The organism is Sandarakinorhabdus sp., assembly GCF_031422795.1.
In the GTDB taxonomy this organism is placed as follows: domain Bacteria; phylum Pseudomonadota; class Alphaproteobacteria; order Sphingomonadales; family Sphingomonadaceae; genus Sandarakinorhabdus.
This window is the reverse complement of sequence record NZ_JANPML010000023.1, coordinates 1-22,385: the sequence shown is the minus strand read 5'-3', so window position 1 is coordinate 22,385 and position 22,385 is coordinate 1. Positions and strand designations below refer to the sequence as shown.

General features: G+C 63.6%; 18 protein-coding genes. 8 read left to right on the top strand and 10 right to left on the bottom strand.

Annotation, left to right across the window (positions count from 1 at the left end; all coding sequences use genetic code 11):
• Positions 1 to 49 precede the first annotated feature (49 nt).
• The 9 genes from nhaA to RMO81_RS01185 all read right to left on the bottom strand — a co-directional run bounded on the left by nhaA (position 50) and on the right by RMO81_RS01185 (position 9,169).
• Positions 50 to 1,222 (bottom strand): Na+/H+ antiporter NhaA, encoded by a 1,173-nt coding sequence (gene nhaA / locus RMO81_RS01225; protein ID WP_310473904.1) that lies wholly within the window; start codon positions 1,220 to 1,222, stop codon positions 50 to 52.
• A 45-nt stretch (positions 1,223 to 1,267) separates the two neighbouring features.
• Complete coding sequence (rfbB, locus tag RMO81_RS01220) at positions 1,268 to 2,356, bottom strand: dTDP-glucose 4,6-dehydratase (protein ID WP_310473903.1); 1,089 nt, start codon at positions 2,354 to 2,356, stop codon at positions 1,268 to 1,270.
• A complete protein-coding gene (rfbD, locus tag RMO81_RS01215) occupies positions 2,353 to 3,204 on the bottom strand; it encodes a dTDP-4-dehydrorhamnose reductase (protein WP_310473902.1) in 852 nt (283 codons plus the stop codon). The genes rfbB and rfbD overlap by 4 nt, the downstream gene beginning before the upstream one ends.
• A gap of 10 nt (positions 3,205 to 3,214) precedes the next feature.
• On the bottom strand, positions 3,215 to 3,760 hold the full coding sequence (gene rfbC, locus RMO81_RS01210) for a dTDP-4-dehydrorhamnose 3,5-epimerase (protein WP_310473901.1): 546 nt from the start codon (positions 3,758 to 3,760) through the stop codon (positions 3,215 to 3,217).
• Positions 3,757 to 4,632 carry a glucose-1-phosphate thymidylyltransferase RfbA gene (gene rfbA / locus RMO81_RS01205; protein ID WP_310473900.1) on the bottom strand — a complete coding sequence of 292 codons (876 nt, stop codon included), beginning with the start codon at positions 4,630 to 4,632 and terminating at the stop codon, positions 3,757 to 3,759. Before rfbA ends, rfbC begins: the two co-directional genes overlap by 4 nt.
• A gap of 48 nt (positions 4,633 to 4,680) precedes the next feature.
• Complete coding sequence (locus RMO81_RS01200) at positions 4,681 to 5,625, bottom strand: hypothetical protein (protein WP_310473899.1); 945 nt, start codon at positions 5,623 to 5,625, stop codon at positions 4,681 to 4,683.
• A 106-nt stretch (positions 5,626 to 5,731) separates the two neighbouring features.
• Positions 5,732 to 6,808, bottom strand: a complete 1,077-nt coding sequence (locus RMO81_RS01195; protein WP_310473898.1) for a hypothetical protein — start codon at positions 6,806 to 6,808, stop codon at positions 5,732 to 5,734.
• The gene (locus RMO81_RS01190; RefSeq protein WP_310473897.1) at positions 6,805 to 7,755 is read right to left on the bottom strand and encodes a glycosyltransferase; all 951 of its coding nucleotides are present in this window, start codon (positions 7,753 to 7,755) and stop codon (positions 6,805 to 6,807) included. Before RMO81_RS01190 ends, RMO81_RS01195 begins: the two co-directional genes overlap by 4 nt.
• A 16-nt stretch (positions 7,756 to 7,771) precedes the next feature.
• Positions 7,772 to 9,169, bottom strand: coding sequence for an ATP-binding protein (locus RMO81_RS01185; protein WP_310473896.1), 1,398 nt, complete (start codon positions 9,167 to 9,169; stop codon positions 7,772 to 7,774).
• A 392-nt stretch (positions 9,170 to 9,561) separates the two neighbouring features.
• Here RMO81_RS01185 and RMO81_RS01180 point away from each other — a divergent pair, with 392 nt between their 5' ends.
• From RMO81_RS01180 to epsI, 6 genes are all read left to right on the top strand, one after another.
• On the top strand, positions 9,562 to 10,881 hold the full coding sequence (locus tag RMO81_RS01180; RefSeq protein ID WP_310473895.1) for a hypothetical protein: 1,320 nt from the start codon (positions 9,562 to 9,564) through the stop codon (positions 10,879 to 10,881).
• 2 nt (positions 10,882 to 10,883) lie between these two features.
• The gene (locus RMO81_RS01175) at positions 10,884 to 11,660 is read left to right on the top strand and encodes a polysaccharide biosynthesis/export family protein (RefSeq protein ID WP_310473894.1); all 777 of its coding nucleotides are present in this window, start codon (positions 10,884 to 10,886) and stop codon (positions 11,658 to 11,660) included.
• 73 nt (positions 11,661 to 11,733) lie between these two features.
• Positions 11,734 to 13,128, top strand: coding sequence for a Wzz/FepE/Etk N-terminal domain-containing protein (locus RMO81_RS01170; protein WP_310473893.1), 1,395 nt, complete (start codon positions 11,734 to 11,736; stop codon positions 13,126 to 13,128).
• The gene (locus RMO81_RS01165) at positions 13,125 to 14,072 is read left to right on the top strand and encodes a hypothetical protein (RefSeq protein ID WP_310473892.1); all 948 of its coding nucleotides are present in this window, start codon (positions 13,125 to 13,127) and stop codon (positions 14,070 to 14,072) included. Before RMO81_RS01170 ends, RMO81_RS01165 begins: the two co-directional genes overlap by 4 nt.
• On the top strand, positions 14,072 to 14,968 hold the full coding sequence (gene xrtV / locus RMO81_RS01160; RefSeq protein ID WP_310473891.1) for an exosortase V: 897 nt from the start codon (positions 14,072 to 14,074) through the stop codon (positions 14,966 to 14,968). Before RMO81_RS01165 ends, xrtV begins: the two co-directional genes overlap by 1 nt.
• Positions 14,965 to 15,663, top strand: a complete 699-nt coding sequence (gene epsI / locus RMO81_RS01155; protein ID WP_310473890.1) for an exosortase-associated protein EpsI, V-type — start codon at positions 14,965 to 14,967, stop codon at positions 15,661 to 15,663. Before xrtV ends, epsI begins: the two co-directional genes overlap by 4 nt.
• Positions 15,664 to 15,671: 8 nt before the next feature.
• On the opposite strand, the gene RMO81_RS01150 is transcribed toward epsI, so the two are convergent.
• Entirely contained in the window at positions 15,672 to 15,929 is a 258-nt protein-coding gene (locus RMO81_RS01150) for an XrtV sorting system accessory protein (RefSeq protein WP_026090749.1), read from the bottom strand.
• 107 nt (positions 15,930 to 16,036) lie between these two features.
• On the opposite strand from RMO81_RS01150, the gene RMO81_RS01145 reads away from it, so the two are divergent.
• A complete protein-coding gene (locus tag RMO81_RS01145; RefSeq protein WP_310473889.1) occupies positions 16,037 to 17,506 on the top strand; it encodes an undecaprenyl-phosphate glucose phosphotransferase in 1,470 nt (489 codons plus the stop codon).
• 208 nt (positions 17,507 to 17,714) lie between these two features.
• Positions 17,715 to 22,385 (top strand): AMP-binding protein (locus tag RMO81_RS01140; RefSeq protein ID WP_310473888.1); only part of this gene is annotated, 4,671 nt, incomplete at its 3' end.

The window sequence follows — 22,385 nt, the reverse complement described above, 5'->3', positions numbered from 1 at the left end:
GCATGCAGGTCCACGAAAAGACCGCGTGGATGCTGCGTGCCAACCTGGGTTAACGGCGCAGCACGGCCATCCCGATCAGGGCAGAGGCCAGGCTGCCGGCGATGATGCCCAGCTTGGCCGCTTCCTCCTGCGCGCTGCCGGTGCCAAAGGCCAGTGCGGCGATGAACAGGCTCATGGTGAAACCGATGCCGCACAACAGCGACAGGCCCCAGATCTGCCGTGTGGAGGCATGGGCCGGCATGTCGACGATGTTCAGTTTCACCAGTGCCATGATTGCACCGAAGATGCCGAGCTGCTTGCCGATCAGCAGTCCGACCGCGATCCCCAGCACCAGCGGATCGAGGGCCGCCGCCAGCGACAGATCGCGCACATCCACCCCGGCGTTGGCAAATCCGAAGATCGGTACGATAGCAAAGGCCACGATGGGCGCCAGTGCATGTTCGACACGGATCAGCGGGCTTTCCTGGTCTTCCGGCGTGCCGCGACTGGCCTTTATCGGCAGTGCCAGCGCGGTGATCACCCCAGCCAGCGTGGCATGGATGCCGCTGGCATGCACCGCCGCCCACAGCGCCGCGCCCAGCAGCAGATAGGGCCACAGCGCCTGCACCCGCTTCCAATTGAGCAGCGCCAGCAGCCCGCACAGCCCGGCCGCTGCCGCCAGCGCTGCCAGATCAACGCCTTCTGTATAAACGGCGGCAATCACCACAATGGCACCCAGATCGTCGATCACGGCGATGGCGGTAAGCAGCAATTTCAGGCTGGCCGGCACGCGATTGCCGAGCAGGGCCATCACCCCCAACGCAAAGGCGATATCGGTGGCGGTGGGGATGGCCCAGCCATGGTGATTGCCCGGAAGATCGAGGTTGAAGCCCAGAAACACCAGCGCCGGCACCGCCATGCCAGCGGCGGCCGCCACGCCGGGCAGGATGCGGCGCGGCCATGTCGCCATTTCGCCATCCAGAAACTCGCGCTTGATTTCGCAGCCGACCAGCAGGAAAAACACCGCCATCAGGCCATCGTTGATCCAGTGCAGCAGGCTCATCGGGCCCAGTTCGATGTGCAGCAGGTGAAAATATTGTTCTGACAGCACGGAATTGGCGGCAAACATCGCGGCGGCAGCGGCAAACATCAGCACCTGGCCGCCGCTGGCCTGGCTGGCCAGCAGTTCGCGGATCACCGTGAAGCGGATACGGAGGCGTGGCCGAGAGGGGGGCGGGCGCATGGCCTTGGATTAACAGGCCAGGCCGGGCGGTGAAACCAAAACCGGTCAGCGCGTGTAGTTGGTTTCCACCCAATCGCGGTAGCTGCCGTCGATCACCGCCCGCCACCAGCCTTCGTTGGCCAGATACCATCCCAGCGTTTCGGCAAAGCCCTGATCGAACGTCCGCGCCGGGGCATAACCCAGTTCAGCCCGCGCCTTGGTTTCATCGATGGCATAGCGGCGGTCATGGCCGGGCCGATCGGTGACGAAGGTCTTGAGGCTGGCGGTCGGCAGGCCCTTTGCGGCCGGCGAGTCCGGGAAGCGGGCGGCAAGGCCGGGATCGGCGGCAAACGCGGCATCGGCGGCCGCGCACAATGTTTCGATCACGGTCAGATTGGGCAGTTCGGCGCCGCCGCCGATATTGTAGGTCTCGCCCACCCGGCCCTTGATCAGGCAGGCTTCGATGCCGCGGCAGTGATCCTCGACATGCAGCCAGTCGCGGATCTGCATGCCATCGCCATAGATTGGCAGCGGCCGGCCGTGCAGGGCATTGATCAGGAACAGCGGGATCAGTTTTTCCGGAAACTGGTAAGGCCCGTAATTGTTGGAACAATTGCTGGTGGTGACCTGCAGGCCATAGGTGTGGTGCCAGGCCCGCACGAGGTGATCGCTGGCCGCCTTGCTCGCTGAATAGGGGCTGTTGGGGGCATAGGCCGTGGTCTCGTTGAACGCCGGATCATTGGGGCCGAGCGAGCCATAGACTTCATCGGTGGAGACATGGTGGAAGCGGTGCGGCCTGCCCGGTCCTGCCAACCACGCCGTCCGCGCCGCCGTCAGCAATGACAGCGTGCCGATGACATTGGTGTCCACAAAGGCCGCCGGGCCGTGGATGGAGCGATCGACATGGCTTTCGGCAGCGAAGTGCACGATGGTGTCGATGGCGTGATCGGCCATCAGCTGATCGATCAGCGCGGTATCGCGGATGTCGCCATGGACGAATTCGACGCTGTTCAGGCCCGCCAGATTGGCGCGGTTGCCGGCATAGGTGAGGGCATCGAGCACCACCACTGTGTCATCGGCATGGTGCTGCTGCCAGTAATGCACGAAATTGGCGCCGATGAAGCCGGCACCGCCGGTGACGAGCAAATTGGTCATGCGGCCATCTCTTTCAGGCAATCGATCAGCTCGTGGCGCCAGTGCTGGGCCGGCCCGGTGATGGCCCAGCTTGTGGATTTGTCGAGCACGCTCCACGCCGGACGGCGCGCCGGGGTGGGATAATCGGCGGTGGCGATGGGAATGATCGGCACGGCGCGATTGAGCAGCCCCAGCCGCAGCGCCTCATCCTGAATGGCGACGGCAAAATCATACCAGCTGGTGATGCCGGCATCAGTCCAGTGGAAGGTGCCGCGGTGCTCCTGCAGGGCCCAGATGGCGCGGGCCAGGCTGAGCGCGTGGGTGGGTGTGCCGACCTGATCGGCGACCACGCGCACCTCATCGCGCTCCGCCATCAGGCGCAGCATGGTCTTGACGAAATTATTGCCGGCCGCGGCATAAACCCAGGCGGTGCGGATGATCAGCGGCGCCGGATGGTGGGCGGCGGCGGCCTGTTCGCCGGCCAGTTTGGTGCGGCCATAGGCGCTGGCCGGGGCCGGCGGCGTATCGGGGCGATAGGGCAGGCAGGCCTGGCCATCGAACACATAATCGGTCGAAACCTGCACGAAGCGCGCGCCAACGGCTGCGGCGGCTGCCGCAAGATGGCCAACGGCAGTGGCATTGACCAGCAGCGCAGCGGCTTCTTCAGCTTCGGCCTTGTCCACGGCGGTCCAGGCGGCGGCGTTGATCAACAGATCGGGTTTGGCCGCGGCCACCACGGCGGCCACCTGCGCTGCGTTGCCGATGTCGAAATCGGCTTCGGGCGGTGCGATCAGCGTGACGCCAGCGGGCGCGCTGGCCGCCAGCGCCCGGCCCAATTGTCCACCGCTGCCGGCGACAAGGATCTTCATTTTGGGACCTTCATGCGAAAACTTCTGCCGCTGCCAGCTGCGGCGCGATCGCATCCTTGGCCGACAGCAAGGGCGCCACGCCCGTAGCTGGCCAGGCGATTCCGATATCGGGATCATCCCAACGGATGCCGCGATCGCTGGGCGGGTGATAAAGGCTGGTGCACTTGTAGAGGAAGTCAGCACTTTCGCTCAGCACCAGAAAACCATGGGCAAAGCCCGGCGGAACCCACAGCATGCGGTGGTTTTCAGCGCTCAGCTCTGCGCCAACCCATTTGCCAAAGTGCGGCGAGGAGCGACGAATATCCACCGCCACGTCAAACACCGCGCCCTGGGTGACGCGCACCAGCTTGCCCTGCGGATTTTCCAGCTGGTAGTGCATGCCGCGCAGCACACCGCGGGCGGAACGGCTGTGATTGTCCTGCACGAAATCGAGATGGAGGCCGGCATCGGCAAAGCTCTGCCGGTTCCAGCTTTCCAGGAAAAAGCCGCGCGCATCGCCAAAAACCTTGGGTTCGATGACCAACACGCCGGGCAGGGCGGTTTCGACGATCTTCATCGACCGTCCTTCAACTGGCCCAGCAGATATTCACCATAACCGGATTTGCGCAGTGGCGCGGCGATGGCTTCCAGTTGGGCGTCGTCGATATGGCCAAGGCGCCAGACGATTTCTTCGGGGCAGCAGATCTTCAGGCCCTGACGTTCTTCGACGATGCGGACATAATTGGCGGCATCGAGCAGCGAGCCGTGGGTGCCGGTATCAAGCCAGGCAAAGCCGCGGCCCATCATTTCGACATGCAGTTTGCCGGCGTCCAGATAGAGCCGGTTGAGATCGGTGATCTCCAACTCGCCGCGTGGGCCTGGCTTGAGGTCGCGGGCCAGCGCCACGGCATCCCCGTCATAGAAATACAGGCCGGTCACGGCATAATGGCTCTTGGGATTGGCGGGCTTTTCCTCGATGGTTTCAGCTTTGCCCTGCGCATCGAACGACACCACGCCATAGGCAGTCGGGTCTTTCACATAATAGCCGAACACGGTTGCGCCGTCGGTGCGTTTGTCGGCGCTGGCCAGCAATTCTGGCAGGCCGTGGCCGTGGTAGATATTGTCGCCCAGGATCAGCACGCTGGGATTGTTGCCCACAAAATCTGCGCCGATGTGGTAGGCCTGCGCCAGCCCCTCCGGGCGGGGCTGCTGGGCATAGCGGATGCTGATGCCCCACTGGCTGCCGTCGCCAAGCAGACTTTCAAAGGCTGCTGCATCGGCCGGCGTGGTGATGATCAAGATCTCGCGCACGCCGGCCAGCAACAGCACCGACAACGGGTAGTAGATCATCGGCTTGTCATAAACCGGCATCAGTTGCTTTGATACCGGTTTGGTGAGCGGATACAGGCGCGTGCCTGAACCGCCGGCCAAGATGATCCCGCGCCGCATAGACTAATTACTCCCGTCCGGGCGGGATGATTCCGCCCGCCTGTCCGCTTACTTGGCTGCAGGAGCGGCCGGTTTGGCGCCGCCGCCTGCTGGAGCTGCAGCAGCAGCCTTTTCAAGCGTAGCCGCGACCTTTTCAGGCGCGTCATAGCCCTTGGCATATTTGATTTTCGCCTTGTTGGCTTCGCGCAGACGGGTCAGTTCGGCCTGCAGGCGTTTGCCCACTTCCTGGCGCTGGATCACCTGCTGGGCATAGCTGATGGCCTTTTCACCGATGAACGGATCGGTCTTCATCTCGGCAACGACGTTGACATAGACCACCGGGGCCGGGGCACCCTGCGGCTGATCGGTGTACATGAAGGGCTCGCCATTCGGCCCGTTCGCCAGCTTGACGAATTCCTGGCTCAGGCGCGGATCGAGCACCAGCGTATCGATCTGCTGCGGGGCGCGGCGATATTCGATATTCTGCTGGAGCAGGAGCCGTTCCACTTCCTGCATGGTCTTGGCTTCCTTCAGCGGCAGTGTGGCTGATTTGGGCGAGCGCAGGAACTGGATCTGATCCAGCGTCATGATGCTGCGATCGGCAAACATGATCTTGTTGTCGCTGATGAACTTCTGGGCGGCTTCACGCGGAGTCTGTTGCACCTTGCCGGCCACGTCTGACTGCAGTGCCTGCACCAGCAGATTTTCGTCGGCGCGGGACTTGGCCAGCACGAACTGCGGCGACTGGTCGAGCTTCTTGGTGCGTGCTTCGCCAGCCAGCATCTTGCGCTCGATCACCCGCGATAGGGCCACGGCCTCGACCAGCTTGCGCGGCGCCGATTGGGCCTGGGCGCCCATGCCGCCGATTTCGGCATTGACCTCGTGGATGGTGACATCCGTGCCATCAACCGTGGCCACGACCTGGCCTTCGGGTGCCTTGGCGTCGTTGCTGCACGCGGTGAGTGCCAGTGCTGCAACGGCGGCCAGCAACATCGAAACATGTGTCGTTTTCATTACGTAACTCCCACCAATTTCAGTCTTGGCGCGCCGTATGCAGCGCGCCAAATTCCAAGCATCTCTTGCCGTCCTGCGCCGCAATGGTCAATGGCGTGGCCCCAGTTCAGTAAGGCCGGCCAAACGCGGCGCGCATGATGGCCAAGGCGTTGCTGCCCCGCCGCCGCGCCAGCCGTTTCAGAACCTGGCCCCAGCAGATCAGCCAGTGCAGTGGCCACAGCCAGAGATAATGCCGCCATGTGAAGCGCAGGCGCGACCGGGCCAGGCCGTAATCGGTCGGCGCGTCGCGCTTTGCCCGTGCGCTGTCGCCGATCGATCGGCCCGCCTTGTGAAACACGGTGGCGCCATGGGCAAAGGCCGTCTCAAAGGCCAGCGAACCAAGATTGCGGTTGCGCACTGCCCAGTCAATTTCTTCAAAATAGGGAATGTCATCTGCCATCGGCCCCACTTCGGAAAGGAACGCCCGGCTGACTGCGATGCTGGTGACCAGCACGCAATCGGTGGCATCGGCCACGTCCTGCGGGCTGTACTTGATGGTGACCGGCTGCCCACCGCCCAGCGCACGGCGCTTGCCGGTGAACTTGTTGTAGGATGAGCCGTTGAGCGCCTCGATGCGCGTGGGCGACCAATATTGGCGCACCACCGTGCCGCACATGCCCACGCGCGGCGTGGCCATCATGCGCGACAACAGGCCCATGGCCGCATCAGGCGCCGCCACCGTGTCGTTGCCCAGCAGCCAGAAATGCTTGAGCTGGCCATCGCGCAGCAGGTGGCGCAGGCCCAGATTGTTGCCGCCGGCCAAACCCTGGTGGGCATCCGAAACGATCAGCGTCAGCGACGCCACCACGCCCGGCCTGCCCACTGCCGCTTCGGGCAATTCGGCCAGGAACAACGGCTTGGCCACCGGCGGCGTGGAAAAGGCAGCCATTTCGCTGGATTCCGGCACGGCATCCAGCGTTCCGGCCGCCCAGGCCCGCAGGCGATCGATGGAATCGCCGTCCGATCCGTTGTCGACGATCACGACCTTCATCGGCAGCGCTGATCGCAACAGGCTTTCGAGACATTCGATGGTATCGGCGGCATCGCTGTTGTTGACGATCACCACGCCGAGCAGGGGCGGAAGTGGCGACGGGGCGAGCGCACCAGGCGCGCGAGCTGCAGTTTCCGGGTTGGTGGTGTTCATGCTGCGCCGCTGTGCCAATGAGTTGCGGCGTCTTCGCCGGTGGCGCCGATCACGCGCAGCATTTCGGTGCAGCGCAGCAGTCGGATCTGCGTCAGCACGGCCATCCCGTTCATCTTGTTGGCCAGACCCGACAGGCGTTCGGACGACAGCATCCTGCCGCCATCGATGATCACCGACGCCGGCATCAGCGCTGCCTTGAGCAGCCAGCGCCACAGCGGGCGGCCGGCGGCACGGTGTTCAGCCCAATCATGGGCGACGTGGCGCCGCCATTTCACCGTCAGGCTGGCGACATCGGTGCGCGCCGGGTGATAGATGCGCATCGCCGGAACATAGACCGGGCGATAGCCGGCCGCGCTCGCCCGCCGGCCCCAATCACGATCCTCGGCGATCCCGATGCCGGCAAAGGGCCCCACGGTTTGATGCACGCTACGGTGCATGGCAAGGTTGCCAGTGCCGGAAAAGCCCTGTTTTTCAATATACATGCGCTGACGATAGGCGAACACGGCCTCATAGGCTTCCACAGGCGTGAGGTGGTCCGGATCAACAAAGTCGATGCGCACATCGCCCCCCACCACCGCGCGATTGCCGCCGGCTTCCACGGCATCCACGGCTGCTTTCAGCCAGCCATCGCCGGCCCTGCAATCGGCATCGATGAACACCAGCGCCGCGCCGCGGGCAGCGGCCACGCCGGCATTGCGCGCCGGGCCGGGGCCGGGCGTCGGTTCCGAAAGCAGGATCACGCCGGGGTAGGCTGCCACCACGTCGGTGGGCAACTGGCGCGAGCCATTGTCGACCACGATAACCTCTACCCCGCCGTCCAACGTCTCTGCCAATACCGACGTCAGGCAGCGCGCCAACGCATCGGGCATGTTGAAATGCGGGATGATCACCGACACGCGGACCTGATCCGGGCACTGTTCCGGGCCGCTGGCCTGCAGGCTCGCCATGGCAGGCACCTGCCTGTCAGGCAGCCAGCCGGGCCATTGCCGCCGACATCATCAACAGCGATGCGACGCCGGGATAGCCAAAGCGGAAATGCGGATCGCCCGGGCCTTCGCGCCGTTCGAGCAGATCGACGGTGTTGACGAACAGCTTGAGGTCACGCTCGATCGCCAGCGGCGAGTGACCGCCGCCCATTTCGGCATAGACGTCGTCAACGGTGAACCAGCCGTCGGCCGAGCTGCCGGCGCGGGCGGCTGCGACCAGCAGGCTCCAATGCACGCGGGCTTCGTCGCGGGCCAGATTGGCCTGCACGCGGCGCGGCAGACTGGCCTGCCAATCGGCAATCACCCGTTCCACCGCAACGCGCGCATCGGCATCGCCGACCATGCTGCGATTGTCGTTCATGGCCAGCAGGCCGGCCTGGTGGCCCAGCAGGCGGACCAGATAGGGTGAACCGCCGGCCATCTGGGTGATCATTGCCAACGCGGCTGCATCGTACCGAATTTCGGCCGCCCGTTCGCCCAGACGCAGCAGTTCCTTGACCTCGGCACTGTTCATCGGCCGCATCGGCAGGCCCGCGATGTTGCGGCGGATCGACGGGGCATAGCCGATCAATTCGTCAAGGTTGAGCGCGACCCCGGTGATGATCAGCTGCACGCGCGCCGCGCGGTCAGACAGGTTCTTGATCAATTCGGCGACTTCACGGCGGAAATTGACGTCCACAACGCGATCATATTCGTCGAGGATGATCAGCACTCGCGTGCCGACCACGCCGGCCATCACGTCCGCCAGTTCGCGGGCGCCATATTGGCCTTCGGGGAGCATCACTTCGAAATTGTCGCCCTTTTCGGCTTCGGCCGAGTTGGGCAGCACGGAGTTGTGGTAGATGCGCGGGATGCGTGTGCACACCGAACGGAACATGTCGGAGAAATTGGCGGCGGTGCCGCAGCTGCCATAGATGACAAGATAGCGGGCTTCGCGCGCCGTTTCGGCGAACACGTGGGCCAGGCTGGTCTTGCCGATCCCGCGCTCACCATAGATCACGACGTGAACGCGCTGTTCTTCCACCGCATTGATCAGGTCGGCCATGGCCTCGCGGCGGCCGGCAAAGGATTCGCGGGCGATCACCGGCTGCGACGCGCCAAGCGCATCACGCAGGGCCAGGCGGCGGCGGGCCGATTCATTGGCCAGATCGGTTTCCACGTCGTCGGATGCGCTGGCCATGAACCGCGGCAACATCGGGCCGGGTTCGGCCGCAACGCGCCGCCACACTTCGCCGCTGGCGGCTGGAACGCTTTCAACCATGGTCGACACCGGCACTGGCTGGCTATCAGGCAGGGTGTCCGGCAGATCGACTTCGACCTGATCGTTGCCGATCAGTTCGGTGGTTTCTTCACGAAGTTTGCGTTTCCAAATCATACACACCCCGAAAATCATTGCCGGAACCGGCCTGCAATAGCTGCGCACGCCGGAACCATACCCGCCGGGCCGCACTGGCAGCAGACAGTTGCTGGTCCCACCATAACGGCCGCGACGCGGCATCGCTTGCTGTCGATGTGCCACGAAGCGGCCTCTGAAGCGAGGGGGAATTGTGGCCCGAACGGGACAAGTTGCCCAAAAAAGGCTGTGAAATCGGGTGAGAAGGTTGCCGCAAGTAGCGGACGCGTGTAGCAAACAGCCTGTTAGGGTTTCTGGTGTACAGCCGTAACAGGGTTGTGATGTTAATGCGGTAATATGCCGTGGCGGGGGATTTGATCACGATGAATGGTGCAGGCTTGAACGGGACTGACGAGCAGATGCGACAGCGGCCATTGTTGCCTCTGCTGGCATCGCTGGCGTTGATCGCGTCGCTGGCGGCTCCGGCAATGGCCCAGATCAATCCCTATGCCCAAACTGGCAACGCCGGCGGCGACAATGATGATGATCCGCTGCGGGCGCCATCGGCAGTGCCGGGCCTGGCGGGCTACAGCCGCGGTCTCGCGCTGACAGCATCGATTGCCACCCGTTATGAAGACAATCTCGTGCGCCTGGCAGTGAAGGACGACGGTGTGCGCGTTCGGCCGCAAGTAAGCGGCAACTATGGGCTTGGCCTCGGGCGCGGTGGCCTCTTCGTGCAGGGCAATTACGGCCGCGACGTGATCTATGGCAGCCGGCGCGTGGCGTCATCGGAACGCATGATGGTGGGCGGCGGCCTTGATTTCAACCTGTCGCGCTGCACCGGTCAGGTCGGCGGTTCCTGGCGGCGCGGTCTCAGCTTCCAGACCGACGTGTCCCAGTTCGGCGGTTTCAGCGTGGATACGGCAACGGCCGGCGTTGCCGCGCAATGCCGGCTGGGCGGGGCGCTGAGCATCAACGGTTCGGTACTGCGTTCGGATTCAACAGTGGGGCAGAACAATGCCGGGCCAACGACATCGGCCTTCAACCAGCAGCGCTGGAGCTATTCGGCCGGCATCGGCTTTGGCAATCCCACACTGGGCCAGTTCAACCTGGGCGGTTCGATTTCGGATTCGACCATGCCGGGCCGACAGATACTGACGCCCGACGGCTTTGTGGAAGACGGCCTTAATCAGCGCAATTTGCGGCTGGGCTATTCGCGGCGGTTCGGTTCCAAGGTCAATGTGTCTGCCGGCGTATCCTTGCTTGATACCCAGCCCAGCACGACGGTGAATGTCATCTTTGTCGAGGGCGTTCCCCAGCTTGTTGATCGTCCAGGCTTCAAGGGTGCCGGCTATGATGCGGCCGTTGATATCGCTTTCTCGCCGCGCCTCAATCTGGGCTTCACGGCCGGGCGAAACACCAGCGCCAATGGCGTTTTTGGCGCCCAGTTCGTGATTTCGACCTTTTGGGCGGCGCAGATCGATTATCGGCTTGGTTCGCGTTACACTCTGTCGACCGGAGTAAATCTGCGCGACAGCCAGTTCCGTGGTGCCTTTGTGTCGCAATTGGATCAGGTTCGGCGTCAATCGGATGATTTCACGCGTATCTACAGCCAGTTTTCAGGACGGCTCGGACAGCGCTTGCGCTTTTCGGTTGATGTCGCTCACAACCGGCGCCGGGCGAATCCGTCCGTCTTGAATTTCAATTCGACGGGCGTTGGCCTGTCGCTGGGTTATCAGTTGGGAAGAAATTGAAGATGATGACACGTCTGATGCAGGCAGCCATGGTCTCGGTGCTGTTGTCCGGTGCCGCCGTGGCCCAGAACAGTGATTACAAGGGCTATGTGCTCGGTTCCGACGACAGCGTGCAGGTGATCGTCTATGGCCAGAGCGAGTTCAACGTCACCACGCGCGTGAAGGCCGATGGCACGATCGTGATGCCGCTGATCGGTATCGTGAAGGCCAGCGGCGAGACCAATATCACGCTGGCCAAGGCGATCACCGACAAGCTGGTGGCCGGCGGCTATCTCAAGGAGCCGCTCGTCAACATCGAAGTGGGCAGCTATATCTCGCGGTCGGTCAATATTGCCGGCGCAGTGACTGCGCCCGGAATCGTTCCCCTCGATCGCCCCTATCACGCCCTCGAAGCACTGCTGAAAGCCGGCTGGGTGAGGAATGATGGCGCCACCTTTGTTTATCTGCGCCGTGCCGGGCAGCCGGAACGCAAGCTGGACGTGGAACAGTTGGTGCGTGGTGAGGCCAATTCCGATCCGCTGCTGGCGCCGGGTGATACGCTGTTCGTGCCGCCGGCTGAAACCTTCTTCATTTATGGGCAGATCAATGCGCCGGGCATGAAGGGCATCCTGCCGGGCATGACCATCCGTCAGGCGATCGCGCTTTCGGGCGGCGTTTCGGCTTCGGGCAAGGCCGACAAGGTTGGCCTGGTGCGGGCCAATGGCAAGGAAGTCGATTCCGATCCGTCCATGAAGGTTCAGAATGGCGATGTGATCATCATCAAGGAACGCCTGTTCTGATCATGGCATGATCGGTGCGGGTGTTCTGTGCGATGAGTAGTGGGAAAGGGGCCAGGCAAACTGGCATGAAACGATGAGCATCATTCAGCTTTTGCGTATTCTGGTAGCCCGGCGATGGATCGTCTTTGGCTGCATGATCCTGGCCCTGATCGTGGCTGGCGCTGTGGGCAAGATCCTGCCGGCCCGTTATCCGGCCACGGCTCGTGTGCTGATGGACAATTTCAAGCCCGATCCAGTGACCGGCACCATGATGAACGCCCTTGGCCTGCGCAGCTTCACGCGCACGCAGATGGAGCTGATCAAGGATTACCGCATCGCTGGCGAAGCCGTGGACAAGCTGGGGCTGACTGGCAACGCCGATCTGTTGGCGCAGTGGCAATCAGCCACCGGTGGCAATGGCGATTTCCGCCGTTGGGTTGCCGATCGGATCATCAGCAGCACCCGCGTCGATCTCATCGAGAATTCGAACATCCTTGCCATCAATTATGAGGCCAGCAATCCGGAAGTGGCGCGGCGTACCGCCAATGCCTTGCGTGAGGCCTATATCGAAAACAGCCTGAAATTCCGTACCGACAGCGCCGGCAAAACCGCTGAATGGTATCGTGAACAGGCCAATCGCGCCTTGAAGTCGCTCGAAGCCGCTGAATCGGCGAAAACCAAGTTCGAGCAGGAAAACGGCATCGTGATGACGTCGGGTGGCGAAGCCGAAACCGTGAAACTGGCCAGCCTGCAGGCCGCGCTGACTGCGGCACGCAGCAATGAAAGCATGCAGCAGTTCGAGGCGGTCAAGCAGTCCACGACATCAAGCGTGGTCGATACGCTGAAGGTGCAACTGGCATCGCTCAACGATCAGATCGAAATGGCGACTGAACGACTGGGTGTGCAGCATCCGACCTATATCGCCATGCTGTCGCGCCGGCAGCAGCTGGAACGCCAGCTCGGTCGTGAGCAGGTGGCCGCCCGCCAGGCCGGTGCCGCCCAGATGGGTGCGTCGCGCAGCAGTGTGGCCCAGATCGAAGCGTCCTATGAAGGGCAGCGCGCCAAGGTCTTTTCGATGAAGGAAAAGTTGGACCAGTTGAACCAGCTGGTCAGCGAAGTCATCCTGCGCCGGGGCCAATATGAGGCGGCCGCCAAGCGCACGGCTGATCTGCAGCTGGAATCGAACGTGGCCGATGCGGGCCTGGTCGTGCTGGGCGATGCAACGGTCGCCGCCGATCCATCGTTCCCGAACTGGCCGCTGATCATCGGCCTCGCTGTTGGTGCCGGCCTGTCGCTGGGTATCGTCATGGGGCTGTTTGTCGAACTGGTGAATCGCCGGGTCCGCGGCGCCGAAGACCTGAGCTATGCGGCCCGCGTCCCCGTGTTCGCTGTCATCGCCGAACGCCGCAAGCCGGAATGGCACCAGATCCTCAAGCGCATCCTGGCGCGCGGTAACACCACCGCGTCGGGCATGCAGCCAGCCGAATGAGTATTGACGCCATGGACAATATTGAAACCGAGATTGGCACCAGCGAGGTCGAAACCGACGCCGCCGCCGCCAGCCAGGTGACCGGCAGCACTGACGGCAACGAGCGTTATGACGCGCCCATCCGTGATGTGCTGACTCGCCTGGGTTATCTGTCGCAGGATCAGGTGGCCAAAGTGCAGGCCCATGCTGCCGAACGTGGCCTTGATTTCGATCAGGCCGCGCTGGAACTGGGCTTCATCACCACCGATGATCTGGATCGCGCCCGCGAACAGCTGATCAACAGCCTGGCGTTGCAGAATATCGCCCGTCGGCCGGTTTCGGACGAACTGGTGGTGCTGTCTGATCCCGGTTCGGTGCGGGCGGAATCGATCCGCATGCTGCGGACGTCGGTTATCGCCCAGCATATCAAGAACGGCCGGCGCGGTCTTGCCGTGGTGGCGACCGCTGATGGCCATGGCTGTTCGTGGGTGGCCGCCAATCTGGCGGTGGCACTGAGCCAAGTGGGTTTCAAGATCCTGTTGATCGACGCCAACATGCGCTCGCCGCGCCAGGATCAGATCTTCGGCCTCGATCCCAATGCGCCCGGCCTGTCGAGCTTCCTGTCGCTGCAGGTCGCCCGCCCGGAACGCGTGGTGAATGCCAATGTGTTGCCCGGCCTGGCGCTGATCACGGCTGGCCCGCCCACCAGCCGCCCGCAGGAACTGCTGTCGGGCAACCGTTTCCGCGACGGTGTCAACACGCTGCTGCGCGAATATGATTTGGTGATTTTCGATACGCCGGCGGCCAACACCAGCGCCGATGCGCTCAACGTTGGGGCAGGGGCGGCCTATGCCTTGGTCGTGGGCCGCGCCAATCATAGTTTCTACAAGGACATCAACACCCTGACTGATCAGCTGGCGGCAGCCCGCTGCGCTGTCGTGGGCGCGGTGCTGAACGAGTTCTGATGCCGGATACAGGGGGAATAGCGCCGGCTGCGGCACCGCCCGCAACCGATTGGCGGGCACTGCTGCTGGCGCATTGGCCGATGTGGCTGGGCCTGGCGGCGATAGGCCTGCCAACGCTGCTTGCGCTGGCACAGGGGCCTTGGCAGGAAGAATCCGGTGTGCACGGCATCATCGTGCTGGTCACCGGCCTGTGGCTGGTGTGGCGCCGGCAAGACGAGATCATGGCGGCCCGTCAGGAAGGCAATCCCTTGATCACCGCAGCCACCTTTGCCGTCGCCATTCCACTTTATGTGGCGGGCCGCGCGTTTGAATTCATCAGTATTGAAGCCGCTGCGCTGCTGCTGGCCATCGTGGCGGTTGCCCATCAATATTGGGGGCTGAAGGTCACGGCCATGCTGTGGTTCCCGATCGTCTATCTCGGCTTTGTCGTGCCCATCCCGGGCTGGTTTCTCGATACCATCACCCTGCCGCTCAAGGAGTTTGTCTCTGAACTGGTCACGGGTTCGCTGGCGGCGGCGGGCTATCCGGTCGGCCGCATGGGCGTCACCCTGTACATCGGATCCTACCAACTGCTGGTGGAAGACGCCTGTTCCGGCCTCAACTCGTTGGTCAGCCTTACGGCGATCGGCTTGTTCTACGTCTATCTGATCCGCGGCTCCAACCCGCTCTATTCGCTGCTGCTGCTCACCATGGTGATCCCGATCGCCATTGCCGCCAATTGCGTGCGGGTGGCGGCGCTGGTGCTGATCACCTATCATTTGGGCAACGCCATGGCGCAGGGCTATCTGCACAATTTCGCCGGCATGGTCACCTTCGTGTCGGCACTGCTGTTCATCTTCGCGCTGGACTGGGCGCTCAGCCCGATCCGTCGCCGCCTCGAAGGCAAGGCCGCATGAACAGGATCAATCGCCGGGATGTGCTGCTGGGCGGCGCCTTGCTGGCCGGCGCTGGCGGGGCCGCTGCGCTGGTGCCGCGCGGCCGGCTGGTGCTGATGCCCAAGGGCCATGAACTGGAAGCGGTCATACCCAAAAAGCTTGGCGGCTGGACCTATGTGCCCACCCCCGGCATCGTCATGCCGCGCACCGAAGGCTCGCTGTCGGCCAAGCTGTATGGCGACGTGCTCAGCCGAGTCTATATCTCCGAAACCAAGCTGCCGGTGATCCTGGTGATGGCTTATGGCCCGGTGCAGAACGATCTGCTGCAGCTGCACCGGCCAGAGGTTTGCTACACGGCGGTGGGCTTCCAGGTTTCTGGCACGACCTCGGCGCGGTTGCCGCTGGCGACCGGCGTGGACCTGCCGATCCGCGAGCTGGTCGCCGAATCCGATCGCCGGATCGAAACCATCACCTATTGGACGCGCGTTGGCGATGATCTGCCCACCAACGGCACCGAACAGCGCGTGGTCAAACTCAAGCAGCAATGGGCTGGCTATGTGGCCGATGGCATCCTGGTGCGGTTGAGCTGTGCCGTGCCGCCGGAACCCGGCGTGCGCGACCAGCTGGCCGAATTTGCGCGTGAATTGGTGAAAGCGGTGCCGGCGGCTGATTTGCCGGCGCTTGTTGGACGGCCGCTTGCGGCCCGGCTGGCATGAAGCGGAAATCAGCCCTGATTGAAGGGCTGCAGCACACGCCAGATGAAACCGATGGTGGCAATGAACAGCGCCACGGCGCCAGCGTGCATAAGCATCTCGCCCGACTTCATGGCTTCGTTACCCAGATAGTTGGTGACGGCACAGCCAACGGCCGCGACCATATACTGCCAGAGATGATCGCGCGGCTCGCCTTGGCTGCGCTGCAGGAAGAGCACGATCAGGCCGGCGAAGGTCATCACCGTCAACCAGTCGTATGGCGTTTCCATGCAATCAACTCCTCCACTTGCGTCTCTATAGCAACTCGTCAGCGGCTGGCCAGAATATTTCCAGTTCATCTTGGTTTTTGCCCGCCGCTGCGTTGGGGCTTTGTTTCGTGAACAGTCATCATCAGATCGCCCCCACAGCCGCGCCAGCCACGGCCGCCGGCGCCGGTGGGCCCGGCATGCCGCTGGGCCTGGCCATCCTGATTGTTCGCGGGCTGGAATTCATGGCCGTTGGTCTGGCCGGTTTGTGGCTGGTCGAAACCAGCCCAACCGATCTGGGCAGCAACATCGCCATCTATACACGGGTCACCCTCATCGCCAGTCTGGCCTTTGCCGTGCTGGCTGAAAGCCTGGGCAGTTACGACATCGAAGCGCAGTTCAGCCTGCGGCTGGGCTGGCGGCGCGTGCTGTTGGCGTGGACGATGGCGGCGCTGTTCCTGATCACCATCGGTTTTCTGTTGAAATCCTCTGAACAGGTTTCGCGGGCCTGGGCGATCAGCTGGTTTGTGACGGGTGGCGCCGCCTTGCTGCTGACCCGTATTGCCACCACCATGTGGGTGCGCCAGCTCAAGAAGCGCGGCACCTTCAACGAACGCGTCGCCATTTTCGGGGCAGGGCCGCAGGGCGTTCGCTTTGCCGAATATGTGCAGGCGCATGATCGCCTTACCATCACATTGGTTGGCATCTTCGATGATCGCCGCCCGGACCGTCTGCCGACCGAAGCAGCCGGTGTGCCGGTGCTGGGCAATCTGACGACGCTGATTGGCATGATCCGCGAAGGGCTGATCGATCAGGTGGTGGTGGCGCTGCCTTGGGCCGCCGAACGCCGGCTGCAGGATGTGATGGCGCGGCTGGTGCTCACCCCGGTGAAGGTGCGACTGGCGCCCGATCTGGTCAGCTTCACGTTCGCGCGCCGCCCCGTGGTGATTCTGGGCGATGTGCCGGTGATGACCCTGTTCGACCGGCCGATTTCCGGCATGTCGGCCATCGTGAAGACCATCGAAGACAAGGTACTGACCGCGCTGATCGTGATTGGCGTTTCGCCGATCATGCTGCTGGCAGCGCTGGCCATCCGGCTCGATTCAACCGGGCCGATCCTGTTCCGGCAGCCGCGAGAGGGCTTCAACAACCAGAATTTCAGCTGCTTCAAGTTCCGAACGATGTATCACGAGCAGCTGGAGTACAAGAATATCACCCAGGCCAGCCGTGACGACCCGCGCATCACCCGCGTCGGGCGCTTCCTGCGCCGGACCAGCATCGACGAACTGCCGCAGCTGTTCAATGTGCTGCTGGGCGACATGGCATTGGTCGGCCCGCGCCCGCATGCCGCCTCTACCCGCGCCGGCGGTCGGCTGTTTTCCGATGTCGTGCAAAGCTATGCCGCTCGTCACAAGGTGAAACCCGGGATCACCGGCTGGGCCCAGGTGTGCGGCTGGCGCGGCGAAACCGATACCGAAGAGAAATTGATCAAGCGCTTCGAGCACGACCTTTATTATATCGAGAACTGGTCGATCTGGCTCGATCTCTACATATTGGTGCGCACGGTTGGTGCTGTGCTGCTGCCCAAAAACGCCTTCTGAACCAGCGCAAACCGCCATTTGTCGCCGTCACGGCACCGTTTGGCGCTGCCTTGGCAGGCAGAGGAACGGCACAGTGTCGCACATGTTCGATTGTTGCCGGTGCTGTCTAGGCGCTGACATAATCTTGCTCTAACGGCTGCCTTGTCAAATTTTCCTGTCTGTTGGCACGGTGACGTCGTGCTCGCAGCATCAGTTGGGCTGAACGAGCATGTACGATCCCGCCGCCGTCACACGCGCCCCGGTTCCGGTTCCCGGGTTTAACCCGGTGCGCACCCGTGCCGATTGGGACGCGATGCGCGCCGCCGTGCTGGCCGATCCTGGCGCCTTCCATGGTGATATCGCCGCGCGCAACCTGCATTGGCTGGTGGACGTTGATGGCCGCCCCGCCTGGCTGAGCCGCAGCGAGGATGGACTCTGGGCGGGCTGGGACGCCGCCACCGCCGCACCGGTGAGCGCTGATCTTGGCGCCGAGTTTGCCCCATGGTCCCGCGCCTTCAATGCTGATGATGCGCCCAATTTCCGCTGGTTCGAAGGCGGCCGCACCAATGCTGCCTTCAATGAGCTTGATCGCCACGTGCTGGCTGGCCACGGCGCTGAGGCCGCCTTCATCTTTGAAGGTGACCGCTGGGATCTTGCTGCCAACAATGGCCGCGGCGCGCCGGTCGATTGCCTCACCGTCTCGCGCCGCCAATTGCTGCTGGAAGCCGCCAAGTGCGCGGTCGCCCTGCAAAAGCTGGGCCTGAAGGCCGGCGACCGCATCGCGCTCAACATGCCCAATGTGCCGGCCCAGTTGTACTGGACGGAGGCCGCCAAGCGCATCGGCGTCATCTACACGCCGGTGTTCGGTGGCTTTTCCGACAAGACGCTGTCTGACCGCATCCACGATGCCGGCGCCCGCATCGTCATCACCGCCGATGGCGGCTATCGCAACGCCCAGATCGTGCCGTTCAAGACCGCCTACACCGATCCGGCGCTGGACAATTATGTGCCGGTCAACGTCGCGCTGCGGATGGTGGAGGACCGTCTGGCCGGGGCCGATCTTGGCCTGTCCGACACGACTCGCACTGCCATGGCTGGCATCGTGACGGCCGCGCTGAAGGGCGAAGTGACGGTGGAGCGCGGCGACGTCATGCGCGGGCTGGGCCGGGCGCTGGCTGAACTGGGTAAAGAAGGCCTGGTCGATGCCGCCGGGTCAGCCCGCATCCGCATCGCCATCGCCGAAACGCTGGTCAGCACCCCGCCGCGTGTCGATGCGGTGATCGTTGCCCATCACGCCCATGTGCCCGACATCGTCTGGCGCGACCGCGATGTGTGGGGCCATGATCTGACGGGCGCTGCGTTGGCCGACATATTGGCCGCCGCCGGCCTGCCCGACGAAGCCGCGCTGCACGCGCTGGATGATCAGGCGTTTGTGGCGGCGCTGTGGACGGCTTCCAAACCGCTGCCCGTCGATGCCGAATATCCGCTGTTCTTCATCTACACCTCGGGCTCCACCGGAAAGCCCAAGGGCGTTGTCCATGTTCATGGCGGCTATGCCAGCGGCATCATGGAAACCATGAAGGTCGCCTTTGACGCCCGCCCCGGCGACGTGATGTTTGTCGTCGCCGATCCGGGCTGGATCACCGGCCAGAGCTACATGATCGCCGCCGCGCTGCTGAGCCGCGTCACCACCGTGCTGGCCGAAGGCTCACCGGTGTTTCCGCATGCTGGCCGGTTCGCGGCGATGATCGAGAACCACGGCGTCACCATCTTCAAGGCCGGCGTCACCTTCCTGAAAGCGGTGATGACCGATCCGCAGAACCTGACCGACATCAAGGCCTATGATCTGTCGGGCTTGCGGGTCGCCACCTTCTGCGCCGAGCCCTGCTCGCCGCCGGTGCAGGATTTCGGCATGAAGAACATCACGCCGCAATATATCAACAGCTATTGGGCGACCGAACATGGCGGGATCGCCTGGACGCATTTCTATGGCAACGGCGATTTCGCGCTGGCGGCTGACGCGCGCACCTTCCCGCTGCCGTGGATCGTTGGCGATGTGTGGGTGGAAGACGAAGCCGGCGACAAGCAGGCGATCGCGCCGCTGACCCGCGACGGCAGCGACGGCGTCGTCTGGCGCAAGGCCGGCAAACAAGAGAAGGGCGAGATCATCATCGCCGCGCCCTATCCCTATCTGGCGCGTACCGTGTGGGGCGATAGCGAGAATTTCCGCGTTGAAGATGGCGTCGTCACGCCCGGTTGGGCCGGCGACGCTGCCCGCTGGCGCGATGGCTATTGGAGCCGCTGGCAGGGCGTGTGGGCCTATACCCAGGGCGATTTCGCCGTGCAGGGCGATGATGACGGCTTTTCATTGCATGGCCGTTCGGATGACGTGATCAACGTTTCCGGCCACCGCATGGGCACCGAGGAAATCGAAGGGGCCATATTACGTGACAAGGCGCTGAACCCGGAAAGCCCGGTCGGCAACGTGCTCGTGGTCGGCGCGCCGCATCGTGAAAAGGGGCTGACGCCGCTGGCCTTCATCACGCCGGCACCGGGCCAGATCATCACCCGCGACGACGAACGCCGGCTTTCCGACCTGGTTCGCACCGAAAAGGGCGCGGTGGCAGTGCCCGGCGATTTCCTGGTGGTGTCGCAGTTCCCCGAAACCCGCAGCGGCAAATATATGCGCCGCATGGTGCGCGCGCTGGTGGAAGGCACCCCGATTGGCGACGTTACCACGCTGAAGAACCCGGAGAGCCTGGACGAACTCAAGCGCGTCATCAGCGCCTGGGAGCGCAAGCAGCGCCTGTCCGAAGATCAGGATATCTTCGACCGCTATCGCTATTTCCGCATCCAGTACAACACGGTTGCGCCCGGCAAGAAGGTGGCGACGGTGTTCATCACCAACCCGCCGGTCAATGCATTGAACGAACGCGCCATCGATGAACTGGTGATCGTGGTCGAGCATCTGTCGCGCCGTGATGATGTCGCCGCCGTGGTGTTCACAGGTGATGGCACGGCCAGCTTTGTCGCCGGGGCCGACATCCGCCAGTTCCTCGATGAAATCCACACGCTCGACGAAGCCCGCGTGCTGCCCGCCAACGCCCAGCTGGCGTTCGGCAAGATCGAGCAGATGGGCAAGCCCTGCGTTGCGGCCATTCAGGGCGTCGCGTTGGGTGGCGGCATGGAATTCGCGCTGGCCTGCCACTATCGCGTTGCCGAAAGCCATGCGCGTTTCGGCCAACCGGAAATCCGCCTGCGCCTGCTGCCCGGCTATGGCGGCACGCAACGGTTGCCGCGCCTGCTCACCGATACGCACGGGCCAGAAGGGATGCTCGACGCGCTCGATCTCATTCTGGGCGGTCGCAGCGTTGATGCACCGGCGGCGCTGGCGATGGGCGTGGTCGATGAAATGGCTGAAGGGGCGAGCGATGCGCTGAGCCTGGCCCATGCCGCCGTGCGCGATTTCGTGCGGTTGGGGGCGAGCAGCCATCTGGGCCGGGTGTGGGCCGAACGCCGCAAATCGGCACGCACGGCTTGGCAGCAGCCCGGTCATGTTGATCTTGATGCCGCGCTGAATGATCCGTTCGTGCAGCGCATTCTGAAGCAGCTCGATTGGGCTGGTCGCGGCAAGGCCGGCGCGCGCGCCATCGACGCGATCCGCACCGGCTGGGAAGCCGGCATGGCCGCTGGCCTCGCCCGCGAAGCCGAATTGTTCAGCGAAGCCGTGATTGATCCCGATGGCGGCAAAACCGGCATCCGCCTGTTCATGGACAAGGCTGCGCCGCCGCTGCCCGTCCGCCGCAACGGCGTGCATATCGAAGCCGAGTTCTCCGCACGCGCCGAGCGCCTGGAAGCGGCCGGCGATCTGCTGCCGGTGGGCGCGCCCTTCTTCCCCGGCGTGACGCCAATCCCCGGCCATCAATATGGCTTTGGCATCGCGCGCAGCCCCGATACCGGCGCACCGCAGTTCGGCCCGCCGGAAACCCACGAAAAGCAGCTGATCGTGCCGACGCCGCAGCCGGAGCCGAACGAGGCGCTCGTCTATCTGCTCAGCAGCGAAGTAAACTTCAACGATATCTGGGCTTTGACCGGCATCCCGGTGTCGCCGTTCGACAATCACGAGGAAGATGTGCAGCTGACGGGTTCCGGCGGTCTGGCGCTGGTTGCGGCGCTGGGCAGCGAAGTGCGCTCGCAGGGCCGGCTGAAGGTGGGCGACATGGTGGCGGTCTATTCCGGCACTTCGGATCTGCTATCGCCGGCCGCTGGCCGGGACCCGATGTATGCCGATTTTTCCATCCAGGGCTATGAAACCAAGTCCGGCAGCCACGCGCAGTTCCTGACGGTGCAAGCACCGCAGCTGCATCCGGTTCCCGGTGATCTGACGCTGGAACAGGCCGGCAGCTACATCCTCAACCTCGGCACCATCTGGCGTTGCCTGTACACGACGCTGGAAATCGTCGGCGGCAAGACCATCTTCATCGAAGGCTCGGCCACCGGCACCGGGCTTGATGCCTTGAAGTCGGCCAAGGCCAGCGGCCTCGCCGTGACGGGCCTGGTGTCGAGCCCGGCCCGCGCCGAGTTCGTGAAATCCAAGGGCGCCGTGGGCGCGCTCGACCGCACCGATCCGCGCTTCAAGTCGCTGTTCACCTCCGTGCCCGACGGCGCCAAGGCGGATTGGGCAGCGTGGGAGCAGGCCGGCGAAGTGCTGATTGCCGAATACAAGGCGCTCAATGGCGGCAAGCTGGCGGATTATGCCGTGTCCCACGCTGGTGAAACCGCCTTCCCGCGCAGCTTTCAGTTGCTGGGCGATGGTGGCGTGCTCGCTTTCTATGGCGCCTCGTCAGGATATCACCTCAGCTTCATGGGCAAGAAGGGCGGCTCCGATCCCGTCTCCATG

Excerpts from the sequence above, each read along its gene's own strand:
- nhaA (WP_310473904.1), bottom strand. The coding sequence starts at position 1,222 with ATGCGCCCGCCCCCCTCTCGGCCACGCCTCCGTATCCGCTTCACGGTG.
- rfbB (WP_310473903.1), bottom strand. The coding sequence starts at position 2,356 with ATGACCAATTTGCTCGTCACCGGCGGTGCCGGCTTCATCGGCGCCAAT.
- rfbD (WP_310473902.1), bottom strand. The coding sequence starts at position 3,204 with ATGAAGATCCTTGTCGCCGGCAGCGGTGGACAATTGGGCCGGGCGCTG.
- rfbC (WP_310473901.1), bottom strand. The coding sequence starts at position 3,760 with ATGAAGATCGTCGAAACCGCCCTGCCCGGCGTGTTGGTCATCGAACCC.
- rfbA (WP_310473900.1), bottom strand. The coding sequence starts at position 4,632 with ATGCGGCGCGGGATCATCTTGGCCGGCGGTTCAGGCACGCGCCTGTAT.
- RMO81_RS01200 (WP_310473899.1), bottom strand. The coding sequence starts at position 5,625 with ATGAAAACGACACATGTTTCGATGTTGCTGGCCGCCGTTGCAGCACTG.
- RMO81_RS01195 (WP_310473898.1), bottom strand. The coding sequence starts at position 6,808 with ATGAACACCACCAACCCGGAAACTGCAGCTCGCGCGCCTGGTGCGCTC.
- RMO81_RS01190 (WP_310473897.1), bottom strand. The coding sequence starts at position 7,755 with ATGGCGAGCCTGCAGGCCAGCGGCCCGGAACAGTGCCCGGATCAGGTC.
- RMO81_RS01185 (WP_310473896.1), bottom strand. The coding sequence starts at position 9,169 with ATGATTTGGAAACGCAAACTTCGTGAAGAAACCACCGAACTGATCGGC.
- RMO81_RS01175 (WP_310473894.1), top strand. The coding sequence starts at position 10,884 with ATGATGACACGTCTGATGCAGGCAGCCATGGTCTCGGTGCTGTTGTCC.
- RMO81_RS01170 (WP_310473893.1), top strand. The coding sequence starts at position 11,734 with ATGAGCATCATTCAGCTTTTGCGTATTCTGGTAGCCCGGCGATGGATC.
- RMO81_RS01165 (WP_310473892.1), top strand. The coding sequence starts at position 13,125 with ATGAGTATTGACGCCATGGACAATATTGAAACCGAGATTGGCACCAGC.
- xrtV (WP_310473891.1), top strand. The coding sequence starts at position 14,072 with ATGCCGGATACAGGGGGAATAGCGCCGGCTGCGGCACCGCCCGCAACC.
- epsI (WP_310473890.1), top strand. The coding sequence starts at position 14,965 with ATGAACAGGATCAATCGCCGGGATGTGCTGCTGGGCGGCGCCTTGCTG.
- RMO81_RS01150 (WP_026090749.1), bottom strand. The coding sequence starts at position 15,929 with ATGGAAACGCCATACGACTGGTTGACGGTGATGACCTTCGCCGGCCTG.